A 17,130-nucleotide genomic window follows, 5' to 3' on the forward strand; every position below is an offset into this window, starting at 1 on the left:
ATCGTGCGGGTCGTGGGCTGGAATGGTGCTGTCGCGTTTCAGGGTGTCAAGCTCAGGGTCTCCACTGCGCTGCACCGACTGCCCATCGCGTTCAGGGCAGATCCCCGGGCCGATGGTTGCTTCGATGCTTTCTTCTGCCATCATCACTTCATGCGCATCAACATGAACACCATCCTCGATTCCAACTAACCGGGCAAAGTGTTTCCTATGTCTCCGAACACCTGTTTCCCATGTCTCCTGTCCATACAGAGGGCTAAAGGCTATCGGCCGGTCGGCTTGCCTGTCTGCAGCGGCATGGCGGATGCCGGAGCGCCTTGCTCAGGGCGACGTGCAGACCCGCAGTACCTCGGCGCCATAAGCCTCCAGCTTCTTCGCGCCGATGCCGCTGATTCCTTCCAGGTCGCGCAGGCTCTGCGGTGCCCGCTCGGCAATGGCGCGCAGTGTGGCGTCGTGAAAAATCACAAACGCCGGCAAGTTGTGTTCGCGCGCCACCTCGGCGCGCCAGGCCTTGAGGCTGGCCAGCCGCTCCAGCGCGCCGGCATTGAGCGCGGCTTCGGCCAGACCCTTGACGGAGGTCTTGGTCACGCGCTTGCGGCGGTCGGTTTTGCCGCCCAGGGCCTGCTCGCGCAGCACCACGCTGACTTCGCCCTTGAGCACCTGCCGCGCATCGGGCAGCAGTTGCAGGGTGCTGAAGGCTTCCGTGTCCACGCGGACCATGTTTTTCGCGATCAGCTGGCGCAGCACGCTGCGCCACTGCGCCTCGGCCAGATCGGTGCCAATGCCGAAGGTGCTGAGCTTGTCGTGGCCGTATTGGGCCACCTTCTCGGTGGCCTTGCCGCGCAGGATGTCCATGATGTGGCCGGCGCCAAAACTGATGCCGCTGGCCTGCTGCACGCGGTAGATGCAGCTGAGCATCTTGCGGGCGGCCTCGGTGGCGTCCCATACCGCGGGCGGGGCGATGCAGTTGTCGCAATTGCCGCAGAAATATCGAGCCCCCACGCTTGTCACTGCGTGTACTTCGCTGCCCCCCGAGGGGGCTGGCCTTGCTAGGGGCGGCCCGTCGCTGCGGCCGCTGTCTAGCTCTTCACCAAAGTAAGCCAGCAAGCTGGCACGGCGGCAGCGCGTGTCTTCGGCCAGCGTCAGCAGTGCATCGAGCTTGCCGCGCATCACCTGCTTGAACTCTTCGCTGGCGGCACCGCTGGTGTCTATCATGCGGCGCTGGTTCACCACGTCCTGCAGGCCGTAGACCATCCAGGCGTTGGCGGGCAGTCCATCACGGCCGGCCCGGCCCGTTTCCTGGTAGTAGCCCTCGATGTTTTTGGGCATGTCCAGGTGTGCGACAAAGCGCACGTCGGGCTTGTCGATGCCCATGCCGAAGGCAATCGTCGCCACCATGACGACGCCGTCCTCGCGCAGGAAGCGGTCTTGCCGCTGCTGGCGCAGCGAGGAGTCCAGCCCGGCGTGGTAGGCCAGCGCCTTCAGGCCGGCATCCTGCAGGGTTTCGGCGATTTCCTCCACGCGCTTGCGGGACTGGCAATACACAATGCCGGCCTCGCCCTCATGCTCGGACTCGATGAAGCGCAGCAGCTGGCGCGTCGGGTCGGCCTTTTCGACAATGGTGTAACGGATGTTGGGCCGGTCAAAGCTGCTGACAAACTCGCGCGCATCTTCGAGTTTGAGCCGCTCTATCATGTCCTGCCGGGTCAGCGCATCGGCGGTGGCTGTGAGCGCGATGCGCGGCACATCGGGAAAGGTCTCGTGCAGCAGGCTCAGGGAGCGGTATTCAGGCCGGAAATCATGGCCCCACTGGCTCACGCAATGCGCCTCGTCAATCGCAAACAGGCTGAGCAGGCCACGCTCGTGCAGCGAGGCCAGCAGGCCCTTCATGCGCGGCGTGTTGATCCGTTCGGGCGCCGCATACAGCAGCGTCAGTTCGTTGCGCAGCAGCTGCTTTTCAAGCTGGCTGCTTTCTTCAAAGCTTTGCGTTGAATTCAAAAACGCGGCGGACACGCCGGCCTCATGCAGCGCGCCGACCTGGTCATGCATCAGCGCAATCAACGGCGAAATCACCACCGTCACGCCGTGGCCGGCGTTTTGCCGCACGATGGCCGGAATCTGGTAACACAGCGACTTGCCGCCGCCGGTGGGCATCAGCACCAGCGCGTCGCCGCCTTGCACCACGTGATCCACGATGGCTTCCTGCGGGCCGCGGAAATCGGAGTAGCCAAAGACCTGACCCAGAACGTCCAACGGGGTCGGCCGCGATGAAGACCGGGATGAAGAAACAGGCAATGAAGACAAGAGGATGTTCAGGAGGCTGGGTTGCTATAAAAGTGATAGCCAATGGTTCAGATGAAGCCAAGGCTGGCGGCTGATTTGATGCCAAATGCAGCTACATCTGCTCCCAGGGCAGGCCGTCAAAGCGCCAGCCCGAGAGTGTTGACCTGCGAAACTGCTCGTCAAGCTCCCCTTCAAAGCCATGCACCACATGCTGCACGTCGGAAAATCCGGCGGCCTCCAGCGCCTTGCCGGCGTCCAGCGTGCGCTTGCCGGAGCGGCAGATCAGCAATACCGGCTGGGTTTTGCCGGTGGCCTCGCGAACCACAGCTTCGGCAAATTTCTGCGGATCAGGCTGCAGGTCGGGGTATTCATACCACGGCACATGGACCACACCGGGCGGGCGGCCGACATACAGCGACTCGATTTCCATGCGCACGTCCACGAACAGGGTGTCGGGGTGCGCCTGCAGCCAGGTCCAGGCTTCTTTGGGTTGGAGGTTTTTCATGTGCGGTGAGCCAATGCCCGCTATTGTCGTCTAAGGCCCCCACGTTCGCCCACTGCGTGTGGCTCTCAGCCCCCCCAAGGGGGCGCTGCGCCTGCGGTCTGGCGAAGCCAGTCCCGCGGCCCCGGCTGGTGCAGATCACTGTCGAAGGGTAGTGTGGCCCTGGCGGAAACCAGGGACGCTATTCGGGAGCCTGCTAAAAAAGCTGCCGCACCTTAAAATCGGGGCATGAAGCCCCTCATCTATACCCGCGGACAGCAACTGCCAGCCATCCTGGAACAACGCATCGCCATTCTCGACGGCGCGATGGGCACCATGATCCAGCGCTTCAAGTTGAACGAAGCCCAGTACCGCGGCGCGCGCTTCAAGGACTTTCACAAAGACGTCAAGGGCAACAACGAACTGCTCAGCCTGACCCGTCCCGACGTGATCCGCGACATCCATGAAGGCTACCTCGCCGCCGGCGCCGACATGATAGAGACCAACACCTTTGGCGCCACCACGGTCGCCCAGGCCGACTACGACATGGCGGACCTGGCCGTGGAGATGAACTACGAGTCGGCCCGCATCGCGCGTGCCGCCTGCGACAAGTTTTCCACGCCCGACAAACCGCGGTTCGTGGTGGGCGCCCTGGGCCCGACACCCAAAACCGCCAGCATCAGCCCCGACGTGAACGATCCGGGCGCGCGCAACACGAGCTTTGAAGAGTTGCGCAAGGCTTATTACGAGCAGACCGAAGCCCTTGTCAGGGGCGGCAGCGATGTGCTGCTGGTCGAAACCATATTCGACACGCTCAACGCCAAGGCGGCGCTGTTTGCGATCGACGAGTATTTCGACAACTCCGGCGAGTGCCTGCCCCTCATCATCAGCGGCACCGTCACGGACGCCTCGGGCCGCATTCTGAGCGGCCAGACCGTGACCGCCTTCTGGCACAGCGTGCGCCATGCCCGGCCGCTGGCGATCGGTCTCAATTGCGCGCTGGGCGCCACGCTGATGCGCCCCTATATCCAGGAGCTGGCCCGCGTGGCCGGCGACACCTTCATCAGCTGTTACCCCAATGCCGGCTTGCCCAATCCCATGAGCGACACCGGCTTCGACGAAACACCCGACGTGACCTCGCGCCTGCTGCGCGAGTTTGCCGATGAAGGGCTGGTCAATATCGTGGGCGGCTGCTGCGGCACCACGCCCGAGCATATCCAGGCCATTGCGAATGCGGTGGCGCCCCTGCCTTCACGGGCAGTCGCTTCCCGCTTCTTCTACCCCGAGGCGGCTTAGGCGGGCTTGGATCGCGGGCTGGCGGGCTCCGCGCTTTTTGCTTTTGTTCGCGTGAGGCGTCAGTCCGGGTGTCAGTCGTCCGGCAGCAGGTGGTCGATTTCCTGCTGCATGGCCTGCGTGAGCTGGCTGTATTTCTTGAGTTTTTCGGTGGCATCGCGCAGCCGCTCGGCAATCCGCAGCGAGACGGCAAACATCAGCTTGGCCGCCGTGCGGGGCTGGTCAGTGCTGAGTGTTCCGAGGGCGGCGCGCGACAAAACCGCGCACCGCACGTCGGTGCTGGCCGTGCAGGACGCCAGCCGGGCCCGGCCATCGACCAGCCCCATCTCGCCAACCAGGCTGCCTGGTCCCAGCACCGACACGGTGACGGGCGTGCGGCGGCTGACCATGATGCTTTCCACGGTGACCTCGCCCTCGAGCACCAGCAGCATGTAGTCGGTTTCGCTTTTGTCCCCTTCGGTGATGAAGGTGGTGCCCGCGGCAATTTTTTGCGGAACCATGTAGCTCACCACGGTGAGCGCCTCTTCGGGCGTGAGCTGCATCAGTGCCGTCGGCGCAATCAGCAGCCTGGCCGCCAGTTCGGCCGTGCTGGAGCCTTCAACCGCACGCATGCGTTCTTCCGGCCGCATCAGCTCGGGTGGACCGGTCGCCGCCTTTTTCTTGTCGCCAAACAGGGTTTCAAACATGGATTTTGCGGATTTATTGTGAGGCATGGCGCCGGCTGCTGCCTGCCCTTAAAATAATGGTAACCCAAGGAGCGTTGCAGCGAAGCATTCATTCGTCAGGCTTGGGTTACCGGCGCCTCCCCCGAGGCGCCGCAGTAACGACGCTCACCTTGAGCCCAAAAGGTGAGTGCATGTCCGAAATTCAAGATCCCATCGCTGTTCCTCCCATGAAACTGTCCGGCCTGGAGCCGGTGGCTATCGGGGAGGGCACGCTCTTTGTCAACATCGGCGAGCGTACCAATGTCACCGGCTCCAAGGCTTTTGCCCGCATGATTTTGAATGGCGAGTACGAGCAGGCCCTGGTCGTGGCGCGCCAGCAAGTGGAAAACGGCGCGCAAATCATCGACATCAACATGGACGAGGCCATGCTGGACAGCCAGGCCGCCATGGTGCGCTTTTTGAACCTGATCGCCAGCGAACCCGACATTGCCCGCGTGCCCATCATGATCGACAGCTCCAAGTGGAGCGTGATCGAGGCCGGCCTGCGCTGCATCCAGGGCAAGGGCATCGTCAACTCGATTTCCATGAAGGAGGGGCTGGAGCCCTTCAAGCACCAGGCCAAGCTGCTCAAGCGCTATGGCGCGGCGGCCGTGGTGATGGCATTTGACGAGCAGGGCCAGGCTGACACCTACCAGCGCAAAATTGAAATCTGCGAGCGTGCCTACCGCGTGCTGGTCGATGAGGTCGGTTTTCCGCCCGAAGACATCATCTTTGACCCCAACATCTTTGCCATTGCCACCGGCATTGAGGAGCACAACAACTACGCGGTCGATTTCATCAATGCCACACGCTGGATCAAGGCCAACCTGCCGGGCGCCAAGGTGTCGGGCGGCGTGTCCAACGTGAGTTTCAGCTTCCGCGGCAACGACCCGGTGCGTGAAGCCATTCACACGGTGTTTTTGTACCACGCGATCCAGGCCGGCATGGACATGGGCATCGTCAACGCCGGCATGGTCGGTGTGTATGACGACCTGGAGCCGACGCTGCGCGAGCGCGTCGAAGACGTGGTCCTCAACCGCCAGCCGGTTTACAAGCCGGGTGAGCCTGAACTCACACCCAGTGAGCGCCTCATCGAAGTTGCGGAGAGCGCCAAAAGCGGCGCCAGGGACGACAGCAAGAAAAACGAGTGGCGCGCGCTGCCGGTGCGCGAGCGCCTGTCGCACGCGCTGGTGCTGGGCATGAACGAGTTCATCACCGAAGACACCGAGGAAATGTGGCAGGCCATCAAGGCCGAGGGCGGGCGGCCGCTGCATGTCATCGAGGGCCCGCTGATGGACGGCATGAACGTGGTGGGTGACCTGTTCGGCCAAGGCAAGATGTTCCTGCCGCAGGTGGTCAAAAGCGCCCGGGTGATGAAGCAGGCGGTGGCGCACCTGCTGCCTTACATCGAAGCCGAGAAACTGCTGCTGGAAGCCGCCGGTGGAGACGTGAAGACCAAGGGCAAGATCATCATCGCCACCGTCAAGGGCGACGTGCACGACATCGGCAAGAACATCGTGACCGTGGTCTTGCAGTGCAATAACTTCGAAGTGGTCAACATGGGCGTGATGGTGCCCTGCCACGAAATTCTGGCGCGCGCCAAGGTCGAGGGCGCCGACATCGTGGGCCTGTCCGGCCTGATCACGCCCAGCCTGGAAGAGATGCAGTACGTCGCGGCCGAGATGCAGAAGGACGACCATTTCCGCATCAAGAAAATCCCGCTGCTGATAGGCGGCGCCACCACCAGCCGGGTGCACACGGCGGTGAAGATTTCCCCCCACTACGAGGGTCCTGTGGTCTATGTGCCCGATGCCTCGCGCAGCGTGAGCGTGGCGCAAAGCCTGCTGTCCGACCAGGCCACCAAATACATTGATGAGCTGAAGGCGGACTACGACAAGGTGCGCACCCAGCACGCCAACAAGAAGCAGACACCGATGTGGCCGCTGGCCAAGGCCCGCGCCAATAAAACGCCCATCGACTGGACAAGCTACACGCCGCCCGTGCCCAAGTTCATCGGCCGCCGTGTGTTCAAAAACTTCGACCTGGCCGAGCTTGCGCAGTTCATCGACTGGGGCCCGTTTTTCCAGACTTGGGACCTGGCGGGCCCGTTCCCGGCCATCCTGAAGGACGAGGTGGTCGGTACCGAGGCGGTGCGGGTGTATGCCGACGCGCAACGCATGCTCAAGCGCCTGATCGAGGGCCGCTGGCTCACCGCCAGCGGGGTGATCGGCCTGTATCCTGCCAACAGCGTGGGCGACGACATCGAGATTTACACCGATGAGTCGCGCAGCGAGGTGGCCATGACCTGGTACGGCCTGCGTCAGCAGGCGGAGAAAACCGCGGTGGACGGCGTGATGCGGCCCAGCCGCTGCCTGGCCGACTTTGTCGCACCCAAGGTGCTCGCGCCTGATGTGATGGCCGCTCGCGCAGCTGCTGTTTCGGATTCGGGCCAGAAAGACACTCGAATTGCCGACTACATCGGCCTCTTTGCCGTCACCGCCGGCCTGGGCGCCGAGAAGAAGGAGAAATACTTTCTGGACGACCATGATGACTACTCGTCCATCATGCTCAAGGCGCTGGCTGACCGGCTGGCAGAAGCATTTGCCGAGGCCATGCACCAGCGTGTGCGCAAGGATTTGTGGGGTTATGTGCCGACCGAGTCGCTGGGCGCGGAAGCGCTGATCGCCGAAAAATACCAGGGCATCCGCCCGGCGCCCGGTTACCCGGCCTGCCCGGACCACAGCGTCAAAGGTGACATGTTTGCCTTGCTCAAGGCGGGCGAGGTGGGCATGGCCCTCACCGAGAGCCTGGCCATGACACCGGCGGCCAGCGTCAGCGGCTTTTACCTGAGCCATCCTGAAAGCACGTATTTCAACGTGGGCAAGATCGGCGACGACCAGCTGCAGGATCTGGCCCGGCGGCGCGGTGCAAAAGCGGAAGAATTGCAACGCTTGCTGGCGCCCAATTTGTGAGGCGGCCGGGCCGGCAAGGACGGCCGGCTCCCGGCTGCGCTCCCACCCTCCTGTTTACCGTGTGTTTACCGCCGCATTGCCTGCATTTACAAAAAAACACGTGTCGTTGGCGCGGTCTGTGTACCTTTAGGCTGTCTCGGACGTTCATGAGTGAGCGGCGACAAGGGCACCAGCTTGCGTTCATGCAGGTTGCTGCCGTCCCGGGACTTTTTAACAAATGAAGGGATACCCCATGAACACCTCCGTCGATAACCTCCAGCCCGGCCAGCAACCTGCCTCGTCTGGCAGCAAGCCCCTGTGGGCCGCGATCGGCATACTCGGTGTGGCGGTGCTCGGCATGGGCGCCACCATGCTATACAACCAGCGTGCCCAGCCCCCTGCTGCCACTGTGGCGGCTGTGGCGACGCCTCAGGCCCCGGCTGCACCGCAGCTGGCCGGGCCTGCTGCTTCCACCAATGCAGCCGACGACCTGATTGAAAAGCCGGCGGCTGCACCCGCCAAGCCTGCCGCCGCGCCCGCACCGGCCAAAAAAGTGGTCAAACCCCAACCCAAACCGGCTCCAGCACCGAGCTACTCAGGCGTTTCGCCCGCGCCGTCTGCCGCACCGGCCCCCGTCATGGCGGCCGCCGCACCGGCCGTGTGCGCGGTGTGTGGTTCCGTTGAATCGGTCACGCCGGTGGTACGTTCCGCCAAGCCGGCCGGCCCCGGCGTGGGCGCCGTGGCTGGTGGGGTGCTGGGCGCCGTGCTGGGCAACCAGGTGGGGCATGGCGGCGGACGGACTGCCGCCACCATCCTGGGCGCGGTCGGCGGCGGCTTTGCCGGCAATGCGATAGAAGGCCAGGTACGCAAGGAAACTGTCTACCAGGTCGGCGTGCACATGGAAGACGGTTCGCGCCGCACCGTGGAAGTGGCGCACGCGCCCGCAGTTGGCAGCCGTGTGACCGTGGAAGGCGCAACCCTGCGCACCAGCGATGGCGCAACCTACGGCCCCAAGCCGCCACCGGCGCCGGTGGCCGCGCAGCCTGCACTTTCCCCGGAGTATCAGGGGCGTTGACCGAGCCTGACAGGCTTCTGAACAGCCTGACGGCGAGATCGGTGGCAATCCTGGCCATCTGACAGACCTGCAAGCCATCCCCGCGCCAGGCGAAAGCTGCCCTCAGCTTTCGCCTGGCGCTTTTTTTTGTGTCCGCTGGACGGCGTCAGACATCAAGCACATCAGTCCGGCCAGGCTGTTGACAAAGCCAATTTTTAGCAGTATTACCCTCAAAAACAGCTTCAGTTTTGGCGGGTTGCGCCCGGATTGAGCCAGCGTAACCCGAGTCCGATTGGAGAGCGCTTTTTTCCGGCTGCCTGATCTCTTCTCTTGTATGTTCGTTATCGAACATATAAAGTCGAATTGGCGACTTGTATGTGCGCTATCGAACATACAACATGGGTCTGGCTGCATATAGTCCAAGGCGCTACCAAAACCTCTGCGAGAGGTAGTTTTCGAAGTCAGACCCCGCCCCGGAGTTTTGTGATGGCTATTTCCCCCGACCCCCAAAAAAACCAGCTGCTCGCCGCCCTGCCAGACGCCGAGTGGAAGCGCTGGCTGCCACAACTGGAAGTTGTCGAAATGCCGCTGGGCCAGGTGCTGTACGAGTCGGGTGGCACATTGAGCCACGTGTATTTTCCAACGACAGCCATCGTCTCCTTGCTGTATGTGATGGAAAACGGCGCTTCGGCCGAGATCGCCGTCGTGGGCAACGAGGGCGTCGTCGGCATTTCGCTGTTCATGGGCGGCGAGTCCACGCCCAGCCGTGCGGTGGTGCAAAGCGCTGGCCAGGGTTTTCGGCTGAAGGCGCAGTTGATGAGGGACGAGTTTAAGAAAGCGCCGGTGCTGCACCTGATGCTGCGCTATACCCAGGCGCTGATCACGCAGATGGCGCAAACCGCGGCGTGCAACCGCCACCATTCGCTGGACCAGCAGCTGTGCCGCTGGCTGCTGCTGAGCCTGGACCGCCTGCAGGGCAACGAGTTGGTGATGACGCAGGAGTTGATCGCCAACATGCTCGGCGTGCGCCGCGAAGGCGTGACGGAGGGCGCGCTCAAGCTGCAAAAGGCCGGGCTGATCAGCTATGCGCGCGGCCGCATCTCCGTGCTGGACCGCCAGGGGCTGGAGCAGCGCACCTGCGAGTGTTATGCGGTGGTCAAGAAGGAGTACGACCGCCTGCTTCCCCAGCGGCTGGCGGCTTGAGGTCTGGGGCGGGTGCCGGCTTTCGGCCCGGCCCCGGCTGCCTGGCGCTTCGGCCGTGGCCACACCCTGGCACATCGCGCCGTGTGTGCGCTGGCATACAGTGGCGCGGCGGTGCGTGGCGCATACTCGGTACATCGACCTACACTGCATCTCGCAGCAGCGCGCCATGCTCGCCCCCGACACCTGAGAGGGCCGGCAGCACACCGGAGAGCCATTTTGGCCACCGTCCAGAACCATCTGATCGAGCGGCTTCCCCGCAAGGACCGCGTGCGGCTGCTGGCCATTTGCGAGCCCGTCCAGCTGGTGCTGTCCGAAGTGCTGTGCGAGCCCGGCACGCCAACGCGCCATGTCTACTTTCCCACCGAGGGCTTTATTTCGCTGGTGGCGCTGCTTGACGGCAGCCCCGGCGTGGAAGTGGGCATGGTGGGCCGCGAGGGCATGCTGGGCGCGCAGGTGGCCCTGGGCGTGGTCACCTCGCCCTTGCATGCGCTGGTGCAAGGCCCGGGTGCGGCCTGGCGCATAGGCACCGGCGCCTTCCGCAAAGAGCTCGCAGGCAGTGCGGCACTGCAGCGCGGCCTCAATCGCTACCTCTATGTGCTCATGGCCCAGCAGGCCGCATCGGCTGCGTGCCTGCGCTTTCACCTGATCGGCCCGCGCCTGGCGCGCTGGCTGCTGATGACCCAGGACCGTGCCCACTCCGACAGTTTTCATGTTACGCAAGCCTTTCTCGCCTACATGCTCGGTATGCGCCGCGTCGGCGTCACGGCGGCTGCCGGTGCTTTGCAGCGCAGCGGCCTCATCGAATACCACCGCGGCGACTTCAGGGTGCTGGACCGCAGCGGGCTCGAAGCCGCGGCATGTGGCTGTTATGCCGCTGGGCGGCAGTCCTATGCCGAACTGCTGGACGTCTCATCCCGTCGCCCCACAGGGCTTTAATGGCTGGTCCAGCGACGCTCGGCGGCTCCCTGAAAAGACGGTCGCCATTGCGGGGAGGGAGGCGAGCATCCGGGTTTGCCTGTTCCCGGTTTTGTTCGTTAGCGCACCGACGCACGAATCGCGACTTGCTATAAGAAACCAGTGCGATATTGCCAGCCGTGTACCTGGTCGAGGCACCTGACCGCTGTTGCAGCGTGATGAATCAACCTAACTTAGTACGAGGTGTGCCATGATCCACACAAAACCTGATCGGGCACCCGGGGCCGCGAACCTGGCGTACCTGGCGTCGACCATGCCGATTTCCGGGGGGCTCGGGCCAGACTCAAGGAATCACTACGCCGGAGCTGCCGCCGCGATCAACATCTCTTTCGCCTGTGCCAGGGGCCATGACGCTGACACAGACACAGACACAGGCGACGCTGTTGCCTTACTGGCGGCAAGCGCATTGCTGACCGGGCAGTCGCGTGAGATCGCGAACGATGACTGGGACGCCATGTTCCGCGCCGTCGAATCAAGGCTGAGGCAAACGGTAGGCGAGCGGCTGGCCGTCGTCACCGGGCCGCAGCCGCAACATGCAGCGGGTCGGGTTCAGGCCATTGTGCTGGAATGTGTGGAGGCGCTGGAGCAATTGCACACGGCGCTGATGCTGGAACGCGATCGCTGCGGCCAGCTGGAACGGGAGCTGGCCCTCCTGAATGGTTCAGCGGCCCGGCCGCTTCTCTGAGCCGCAGCCTGTCCCGGGCGATCCGGTCACGCACCACGCACTGAAATCACGGGAATCGCTGAGCCATGGGTACATCGATTGAGCAGGTGACGCAGGCGCCGGATGAAAAAAACGCCGGTCTCGCTGGCGATCGCGATTTCGCAGCGGTGCGTGCAGGGTGTCAGGCCTCAGGTGGGGCGGTGCGCGAGAGCGATCTCGCCGGCTGGCTGGAGAAGCGCCAGCTTGGAAATGCTGTGAGCCTGGCAAAGCTGATCATCTCGGGCAATATTTTTGGTTTTGAATGGCAGGGCAACTTCTGGATTCCGATGTTTCAGTTTGACTTTCGCGACCTGTCGATCAGGCAGGCGCCCCGGAAGGTGCGCGCCGAACTGGGGGGCGCGTTTGACGGCTGGGCGCTTGCCGTCTGGTTTGTCCAGCCTTGCGTCTGGTTGAACGGCCAAAGCCCCCTCGCCCTGCTGGAAGCGGACCTGCCGGCCGTCCTGGAAGCAGCGCGCAGCGAGCGCCTTGTTGCAACGGGTTGGACGGGAAAACCCGGTACATCGTTTGCCACGGCACTCCGGGGGCGGAGCCATCATGCACCTGCAGCCTCAGCGGAGGCTGCGGGTCCTGGCACTGGTGAATGACGCCCCGGCGCCAGGTTTAGTGAGCGGCCTTGAGCGCACGGCGGTACTGCACCGCCTCGGCTACATGCGTGACCTGCACCGTGGCCGCACCCGCCAGGTCCGCAATGGTTCTTGCCACCTTCAGGCACCGATGAATGCTGCGACCTGACCAACCCAGCCGCGTGGCGGCGGTGTTCAGAAATTTCGCCGCCGCGTCATCGAGCTGGCATTGCGCATCAATCGCCTGGCCTTCCAGGGCCTGGTTGGTGCTGCCCTGCCGGGTGATGGCCCGCTCGCGGGCCTGGACCACCCGGCCCCGGATTGAGGCGGTGGCCTCGCCGGGCGGCGTGTTCACCAGTTCATCGGCGGCCAGCGCACCGACTTCCACATGCAGGTCAATCCGGTCCAGCAGGGGGCCGCTGAGCTTGCCCTGGTAACGGGACACCTGGTCGGGCGAGCAACGGCAGGCACGCAGGCTGGAGCCGAGGTAGCCGCAGGGGCAGGGGTTCATGGCGGCGACCAGCTGAAAGCGCGCTGGAAACTCGGCGCGCTGTGCTGCCCGGGAAATCGTGATGGTGCCGGATTCCAGCGGCTCACGCAGTGCTTCCAGTGCGGCGCGCGGGAATTCAGGCAACTCATCGAGAAACAGAACGCCCCGATGGGCCAGCGAGATCTCGCCCGGGCGGGGCGGCGAGCCGCCGCCCACCAGTGCCACGGCGCTGGCCGTATGGTGGGGCGCGCAGGTCGGCCGGAGGGCCCAGTTTTCCAGCGCGAAGCGACCGCCCAGCGAGGCGACCGCGGCGCTTTCCAGCGCCTCCTCGGTGGTCATGACGGGCAGCAGGCCGGCAAAACGTTGTGCCAGCATGGATTTGCCGGAGCCGGGCGCGCCCATCATCAAGATGCTGTGTCCGCCGGCCGCGGCAATTTCCAGCGCCCGCCGGGCCGCCGCCTGGCCCTTGACGTCGGCGAGATCCGGGTAATCTGCCTGCTCCCGGCGAGGAATGGGCGCGATCCGGGTCCAGCCGTCCAGCACCTCGGGTGGCGTGTCACCGGGCAGGAATTGCCTGACCACGTCCAGCAAATGGTGCGCACGGTAGATTTCGGCGTCGGGAACCAGCGCTGCCTCCTGGGCGCTGCCTTCCGGCAGCACCAATTTGGGTTGCCTGGCCGGCATGCCGGGTTTGTCAGGAGTCATGGCGCCATCGTTTTTTGCGAGGTGCGCCAGTGCCAGGCTCATGGCCAAGGCGCCTCTTACAGGGCGCAGGTCACCGCCCAAAGACAACTCCCCCGCGAACTCATAGCCCGCCAGCTTGCGGGCGTCCAGCTGGCCGCTGGCTGCCAGAATGCCCAGGGCAATCGGCAAATCAAAGCGGCCGGAGTCCTTGGGCAAATCCGCAGGTGCCAGATTCACCGTGATCCTCTTGTTGGCCGGAAACTCCAGCCCGGTGTTCTGAATGGCGGAGCGCACCCGCTCGCGTGCTTCCTTCACCTCGGTTTCAGCCAGGCCCACCAGGGTGAAGCTGGGCAAGCCGTTCGCCAGATGCACTTCGACGCACACCGGCCGTGCCTCCAGACCCAGCAGGGCCCGGCTATGCACTAAAGACAAGCTCATTTTTGTAACTCCCTCTTAAATGCATCAAAGTTGTGCGCATATTTGAGCCAACTTGGTGCAATATTCGTTTTTCTTGGTTTAGATGTAACGCGACAGTGCGCGAAAAGGTAGACGTGTACCCACAGAAGGAGCGGGGGTTTGGCACGTAACGTGCTACGAACAATTCGGGCAACTTCAACCAACTTCAACAACCTTCGGAGCTTCTCATGAAACTTATCCCCGTCCAGGTCGCACTTGCCGCATCTCTGGTTATGTCCAGCGCAGTCTTTGCCCAGACGCCAGCCCCTGCCGCAGAGCCATCCCCGCTGTCATTCAACATCTCCCTGACCAGCAATTACAAGTTCCGTGGCCAGGACCAGGATTACTCCAAGACACGAAGTTTCAAGCCGGCCCTGCAGGGCGGCGTCGATTATGCGTTCAGCAACGGTTTCTATGTGGGTAACTGGAACTCCACCATCAACTGGACCAAGTACCTGCCTTCCGGCGACAACAGCCATGTTGAAGTCGATCTCTATGGTGGCTACAAGTTCAAGGCCGGCCCTCTCGACATGGATGTGGGCGCTCTGACCTACCTCTATCCGGGTGCCAGTGGCGCCAACACGACCGAGGTCTACCTCGGGGCCGCTTACGGGCCGGTCAGCGCCAAGTACTCCCACACCGTTTCCAAGGGCTACTTTGGACTCGGCAAGGAATACCTGGTGGGTGAGGGCCGTGGCACCGGCTACCTGAACCTGGCGTTCGCCCAGGAAGTGATGCCCAAGGTGACCTTCAAGGCCTCCCTCGGCTTTACCGACCTGAAGAGCGCCGCGAACTCCGCCGGCCTGCCTGATTACATGGACTACAGCGTTGGCGCCGCCTACGACCTGGGCGACGGTCTCTCCCTGTCGGGTGCTGTGGTCGGTGGCAACAAGAAAAACAGCTATCTGTATCCCGCGTCAGTTGACACCAGCGGCAAGTCCATCAACAAGGGCACGCTGGTTGTGACGCTGACCAAAACCCTGTAAAGGCGGCAGAAGCGGCGCACAGCCTGGCCGCTTCCCTATTCATCCTGGAGGAACCTGAAATGAAACTAGTAACGGCCATCATTAAACCGTTCAAGCTGGACGAGGTGCGTGAAGCACTCTCCGGTATTGGCGTGCAAGGCATCACGGTGACGGAAGTCAAGGGCTTCGGCCGTCAGAAAGGCCACACGGAACTGTACCGCGGTGCAGAGTACGTGGTCGACTTTCTGCCCAAGGTCAAAATTGAGGCGGCAGTCTCTGACGAGCTGGTGGACCGCGTGATTGAAGCGGTTGAAGGTGCTGCCCGCACCGGCAAGATCGGCGACGGCAAGGTCTTTGTCTATAACCTCGAGCAGGTTGTGCGCATCCGCACCGGTGAAACCGGCAAGGAAGCGCTCTAAAGCTCGGCTCAACCTAGAAAAAAGAGAACATTGACATGAAAAAACTTCTTGCTTCCCTTGTATTGGGATTGAGTTTGCTGGGTATCGGCGCAGCCGTGATGGCGCAGGCGCCGGCAGCAGCGCCTGCCGCGTCGGCCGCCGCCGAAGCCAAGCCGGCCGAGGCAGCCGCTCCGGCGGCGCCCGCTGCCGCTGCAGCCCCCGCCGCGGCAGCCGCAGCGCCTGCTGCCGCAGCGGCCTCAGCACCTGCTCCTGTCCCCAACAAGGGAGATACGGCCTGGATGATGGTCTCCACCCTTCTGGTGATCATGATGACCGTTCCGGGTCTGGCCCTGTTCTACGGCGGCCTGGTCCGCAGCAAGAACATGCTATCGGTCCTGATGCAGGTCATGGTGACTTTTTCCATGATCGTCGTGTTGTGGTTCATTTACGGCTACAGCCTGGCATTCACCGAGGGCAACGCTTTCTTTGGCGGCTTTGACCGGCTGTTCATGAAAGGGATCTGGGACAACGCGGCCGGCACCTTCGCCAACGCTGCCACCTTCAGCAAGGGCGTCGTGATTCCTGAAATCGTGTTTGCCGCCTTCCAGGCGACTTTCGCGGGCATCACCTGTACCCTGATCGTCGGCGCCTTTGCCGAACGCATCAAGTTCTCCGCCGTGCTGCTGTTCATGGCCATCTGGTTCACCTTCAGCTACGCCCCGATTGCGCACATGGTGTGGTTCTGGATGGGTCCTGATGCCTACACGGGCAAGGAAGTGGTTGACGCGATGAACGGCAAGGCCGGTTATATCTGGCAAATGGGCGCGCTGGACTTTGCCGGCGGTACCGTCGTGCACATCAATGCTGCTGTTGCCGGCCTGGTCGGTGCCTATGTGATCGGAAAGCGTATCGGCTACGGCAAGGAGTCGATGGCGCCTCACAGCCTCACGCTGACCATGGTCGGATCCGCTCTGCTGTGGGTTGGCTGGTTTGGTTTCAATGCCGGTTCCGCGCTCGAAGCCAATGGTTTTGCCGCCCTGGCATTCATCAATACGCTCGCTGCCACCGCCGCCGCTGTGCTGGCATGGTGTGTCGGTGAATCGCTGATGCGTGGCAAGGCTTCGATGCTGGGTGCTGCATCCGGTGCGGTTGCGGGTCTGGTGGCCATCACGCCGGCAGCCGGCAACGTGGGTATCGGTGGTGGCCTGGTGATCGGTCTGGCGGCTGGCTTTGCCTGCCTCTGGGGCGTGAATGGCCTGAAGAAACTGCTGGGTGCTGACGACTCGCTCGACGTGTTCGGCGTGCACGGTATCGGCGGTATTCTGGGTGCCTTGCTCACCGGCGTGTTCAACTCCCCAAGCCTGGGCGGCCCCGGCTTTGTGGCTGACTGGACGACGGCCACCGTGGTGACCGCTGCCGACTTCTCGGTCGTGTCACAACTGTGGATCCAGGCCAAGGCCGTGCTGATCACCATCGTCTGGTCTGGCGTGGTGTCCTTCATCGCCTACAAGATTGTTGACCTGACGATCGGCCTGCGCGTGAGCGAAGAAGACGAACGCGAAGGTCTGGACATCACCGCACACGGTGAAACAGCCTACAACCGCTAACAGGAATAGGGAATGCCGGGACTGCCTTGAAGGCAGTCCCTTGATCAACGAGAGTCTCCTTTGGATGTTCAGCCCGCCGGTGCCAAGCCGGTGGGCTGTTTTTTTTTGCCTGCGCGGTTTGCACAGGCGGGGCGGCTGAAGGGACATGGCCGGTGCCCCGGCGCCGGGCTTACGCCGCAGGTCGCAGGTCAGGGCGTTTCGTGCGCTGCCATTCGCTCATTGATATACAACAACCCATTTCTCAGGGATGATGCAACTGAGGGTATCGCCGGCGCTTGCAATTTTGTACATTTATTGCTGAT

At 63.1% G+C, this 17,130-nt stretch carries 14 protein-coding genes, 1 pseudogene and 1 riboswitch; of the genes and pseudogenes, 11 read left to right on the forward strand and 4 right to left on the reverse strand.

Annotated elements, in window-relative coordinates; genetic code table 11:
• Positions 1-189: pseudogene (locus AC1DUR_RS13835) on the forward strand (IS481 family transposase); the annotation flags it as partial.
• A gap of 129 nt (positions 190-318) precedes the next feature.
• Here the strand turns inward: AC1DUR_RS13835 and AC1DUR_RS13840 are convergent.
• Together AC1DUR_RS13840 and AC1DUR_RS13845 are read right to left on the reverse strand one after the other, a co-directional pair.
• On the reverse strand, positions 319-2,301 hold the full coding sequence (locus AC1DUR_RS13840) for a RecQ family ATP-dependent DNA helicase (protein WP_477721666.1): 1,983 nt from the start codon (positions 2,299-2,301) through the stop codon (positions 319-321).
• A 91-nt stretch (positions 2,302-2,392) separates the two neighbouring features.
• Positions 2,393-2,785 (reverse strand): rhodanese-like domain-containing protein, encoded by a 393-nt coding sequence (locus AC1DUR_RS13845; RefSeq protein WP_041388161.1) that lies wholly within the window; start codon positions 2,783-2,785, stop codon positions 2,393-2,395.
• A gap of 225 nt (positions 2,786-3,010) precedes the next feature.
• Here AC1DUR_RS13845 and AC1DUR_RS13850 point away from each other — a divergent pair, with 225 nt between their 5' ends.
• Complete coding sequence (locus AC1DUR_RS13850; protein WP_477721667.1) at positions 3,011-4,057, forward strand: homocysteine S-methyltransferase family protein; 1,047 nt, start codon at positions 3,011-3,013, stop codon at positions 4,055-4,057.
• Between the two features lie 71 nt (positions 4,058-4,128).
• Here AC1DUR_RS13850 and AC1DUR_RS13855 read toward each other — a convergent pair whose 3' ends face one another.
• Positions 4,129-4,767, reverse strand: a complete 639-nt coding sequence (locus AC1DUR_RS13855; protein WP_477721668.1) for a cyclic nucleotide-binding domain-containing protein — start codon at positions 4,765-4,767, stop codon at positions 4,129-4,131.
• Positions 4,768-4,800: 33 nt separating this feature from the next.
• A riboswitch (S-adenosyl-L-homocysteine riboswitch) is annotated at positions 4,801-4,893 on the forward strand.
• A 17-nt stretch (positions 4,894-4,910) separates the two neighbouring features.
• Between AC1DUR_RS13855 and metH the strand changes: the two genes are divergently transcribed.
• From metH to AC1DUR_RS13885, 6 genes are all read left to right on the forward strand, one after another.
• Positions 4,911-7,730 carry a methionine synthase gene (gene metH, locus AC1DUR_RS13860; protein ID WP_477721669.1) on the forward strand — a complete coding sequence of 940 codons (2,820 nt, stop codon included), beginning with the start codon at positions 4,911-4,913 and terminating at the stop codon, positions 7,728-7,730.
• A 232-nt stretch (positions 7,731-7,962) separates the two neighbouring features.
• Complete coding sequence (locus AC1DUR_RS13865) at positions 7,963-8,784, forward strand: glycine zipper 2TM domain-containing protein (protein WP_477721670.1); 822 nt, start codon at positions 7,963-7,965, stop codon at positions 8,782-8,784.
• Positions 8,785-9,249: 465 nt separating this feature from the next.
• Positions 9,250-9,966 (forward strand): Crp/Fnr family transcriptional regulator, encoded by a 717-nt coding sequence (locus tag AC1DUR_RS13870; protein WP_477721671.1) that lies wholly within the window; start codon positions 9,250-9,252, stop codon positions 9,964-9,966.
• 216 nt (positions 9,967-10,182) lie between these two features.
• Entirely contained in the window at positions 10,183-10,902 is a 720-nt protein-coding gene (locus tag AC1DUR_RS13875; RefSeq protein ID WP_477720241.1) for a Crp/Fnr family transcriptional regulator, read from the forward strand.
• Positions 10,903-11,131: 229 nt separating this feature from the next.
• A complete protein-coding gene (locus AC1DUR_RS13880; protein WP_477721672.1) occupies positions 11,132-11,626 on the forward strand; it encodes a hypothetical protein in 495 nt (164 codons plus the stop codon).
• Between the two features lie 65 nt (positions 11,627-11,691).
• Positions 11,692-12,249 carry a hypothetical protein gene (locus AC1DUR_RS13885; protein ID WP_477721673.1) on the forward strand — a complete coding sequence of 186 codons (558 nt, stop codon included), beginning with the start codon at positions 11,692-11,694 and terminating at the stop codon, positions 12,247-12,249.
• 16 nt (positions 12,250-12,265) lie between these two features.
• Here AC1DUR_RS13885 and AC1DUR_RS13890 read toward each other — a convergent pair whose 3' ends face one another.
• Positions 12,266-13,840 carry a YifB family Mg chelatase-like AAA ATPase gene (locus AC1DUR_RS13890; protein ID WP_477721674.1) on the reverse strand — a complete coding sequence of 525 codons (1,575 nt, stop codon included), beginning with the start codon at positions 13,838-13,840 and terminating at the stop codon, positions 12,266-12,268.
• A gap of 206 nt (positions 13,841-14,046) precedes the next feature.
• Between AC1DUR_RS13890 and AC1DUR_RS13895 the strand changes: the two genes are divergently transcribed.
• The 3 genes from AC1DUR_RS13895 to AC1DUR_RS13905 are packed head-to-tail and all read left to right on the forward strand — an operon-like array spanning position 14,047 to position 16,828.
• Positions 14,047-14,844, forward strand: coding sequence for a TorF family putative porin (locus AC1DUR_RS13895; protein ID WP_477720237.1), 798 nt, complete (start codon positions 14,047-14,049; stop codon positions 14,842-14,844).
• A 59-nt stretch (positions 14,845-14,903) separates the two neighbouring features.
• On the forward strand, positions 14,904-15,242 hold the full coding sequence (gene glnK, locus AC1DUR_RS13900) for a P-II family nitrogen regulator (protein ID WP_077591625.1): 339 nt from the start codon (positions 14,904-14,906) through the stop codon (positions 15,240-15,242).
• A 35-nt stretch (positions 15,243-15,277) separates the two neighbouring features.
• Entirely contained in the window at positions 15,278-16,828 is a 1,551-nt protein-coding gene (locus tag AC1DUR_RS13905; RefSeq protein ID WP_477721675.1) for an ammonium transporter, read from the forward strand.
• Positions 16,829-17,130 lie beyond the last annotated feature (302 nt).

This window comes from Polaromonas sp. P4_F4 (genome assembly GCF_056401355.1).

What these genes read in the sequence shown, in the direction of transcription:
- AC1DUR_RS13845 (WP_041388161.1), bottom strand. Translation starts at nt 2,785, where the DNA reads ATGAAAAACCTCCAACCCAAAGAAGCCTGGACCTGGCTGCAGGCGCAC.
- AC1DUR_RS13850 (WP_477721667.1), top strand. Translation starts at nt 3,011, where the DNA reads ATGAAGCCCCTCATCTATACCCGCGGACAGCAACTGCCAGCCATCCTG.
- AC1DUR_RS13855 (WP_477721668.1), bottom strand. Translation starts at nt 4,767, where the DNA reads ATGCCTCACAATAAATCCGCAAAATCCATGTTTGAAACCCTGTTTGGC.
- metH (WP_477721669.1), top strand. Translation starts at nt 4,911, where the DNA reads ATGTCCGAAATTCAAGATCCCATCGCTGTTCCTCCCATGAAACTGTCC.
- AC1DUR_RS13865 (WP_477721670.1), top strand. Translation starts at nt 7,963, where the DNA reads ATGAACACCTCCGTCGATAACCTCCAGCCCGGCCAGCAACCTGCCTCG.
- AC1DUR_RS13870 (WP_477721671.1), top strand. Translation starts at nt 9,250, where the DNA reads ATGGCTATTTCCCCCGACCCCCAAAAAAACCAGCTGCTCGCCGCCCTG.
- AC1DUR_RS13880 (WP_477721672.1), top strand. Translation starts at nt 11,132, where the DNA reads ATGATCCACACAAAACCTGATCGGGCACCCGGGGCCGCGAACCTGGCG.
- AC1DUR_RS13885 (WP_477721673.1), top strand. Translation starts at nt 11,692, where the DNA reads ATGGGTACATCGATTGAGCAGGTGACGCAGGCGCCGGATGAAAAAAAC.
- AC1DUR_RS13890 (WP_477721674.1), bottom strand. Translation starts at nt 13,840, where the DNA reads ATGAGCTTGTCTTTAGTGCATAGCCGGGCCCTGCTGGGTCTGGAGGCA.
- AC1DUR_RS13895 (WP_477720237.1), top strand. Translation starts at nt 14,047, where the DNA reads ATGAAACTTATCCCCGTCCAGGTCGCACTTGCCGCATCTCTGGTTATG.
- glnK (WP_077591625.1), top strand. Translation starts at nt 14,904, where the DNA reads ATGAAACTAGTAACGGCCATCATTAAACCGTTCAAGCTGGACGAGGTG.
- AC1DUR_RS13905 (WP_477721675.1), top strand. Translation starts at nt 15,278, where the DNA reads ATGAAAAAACTTCTTGCTTCCCTTGTATTGGGATTGAGTTTGCTGGGT.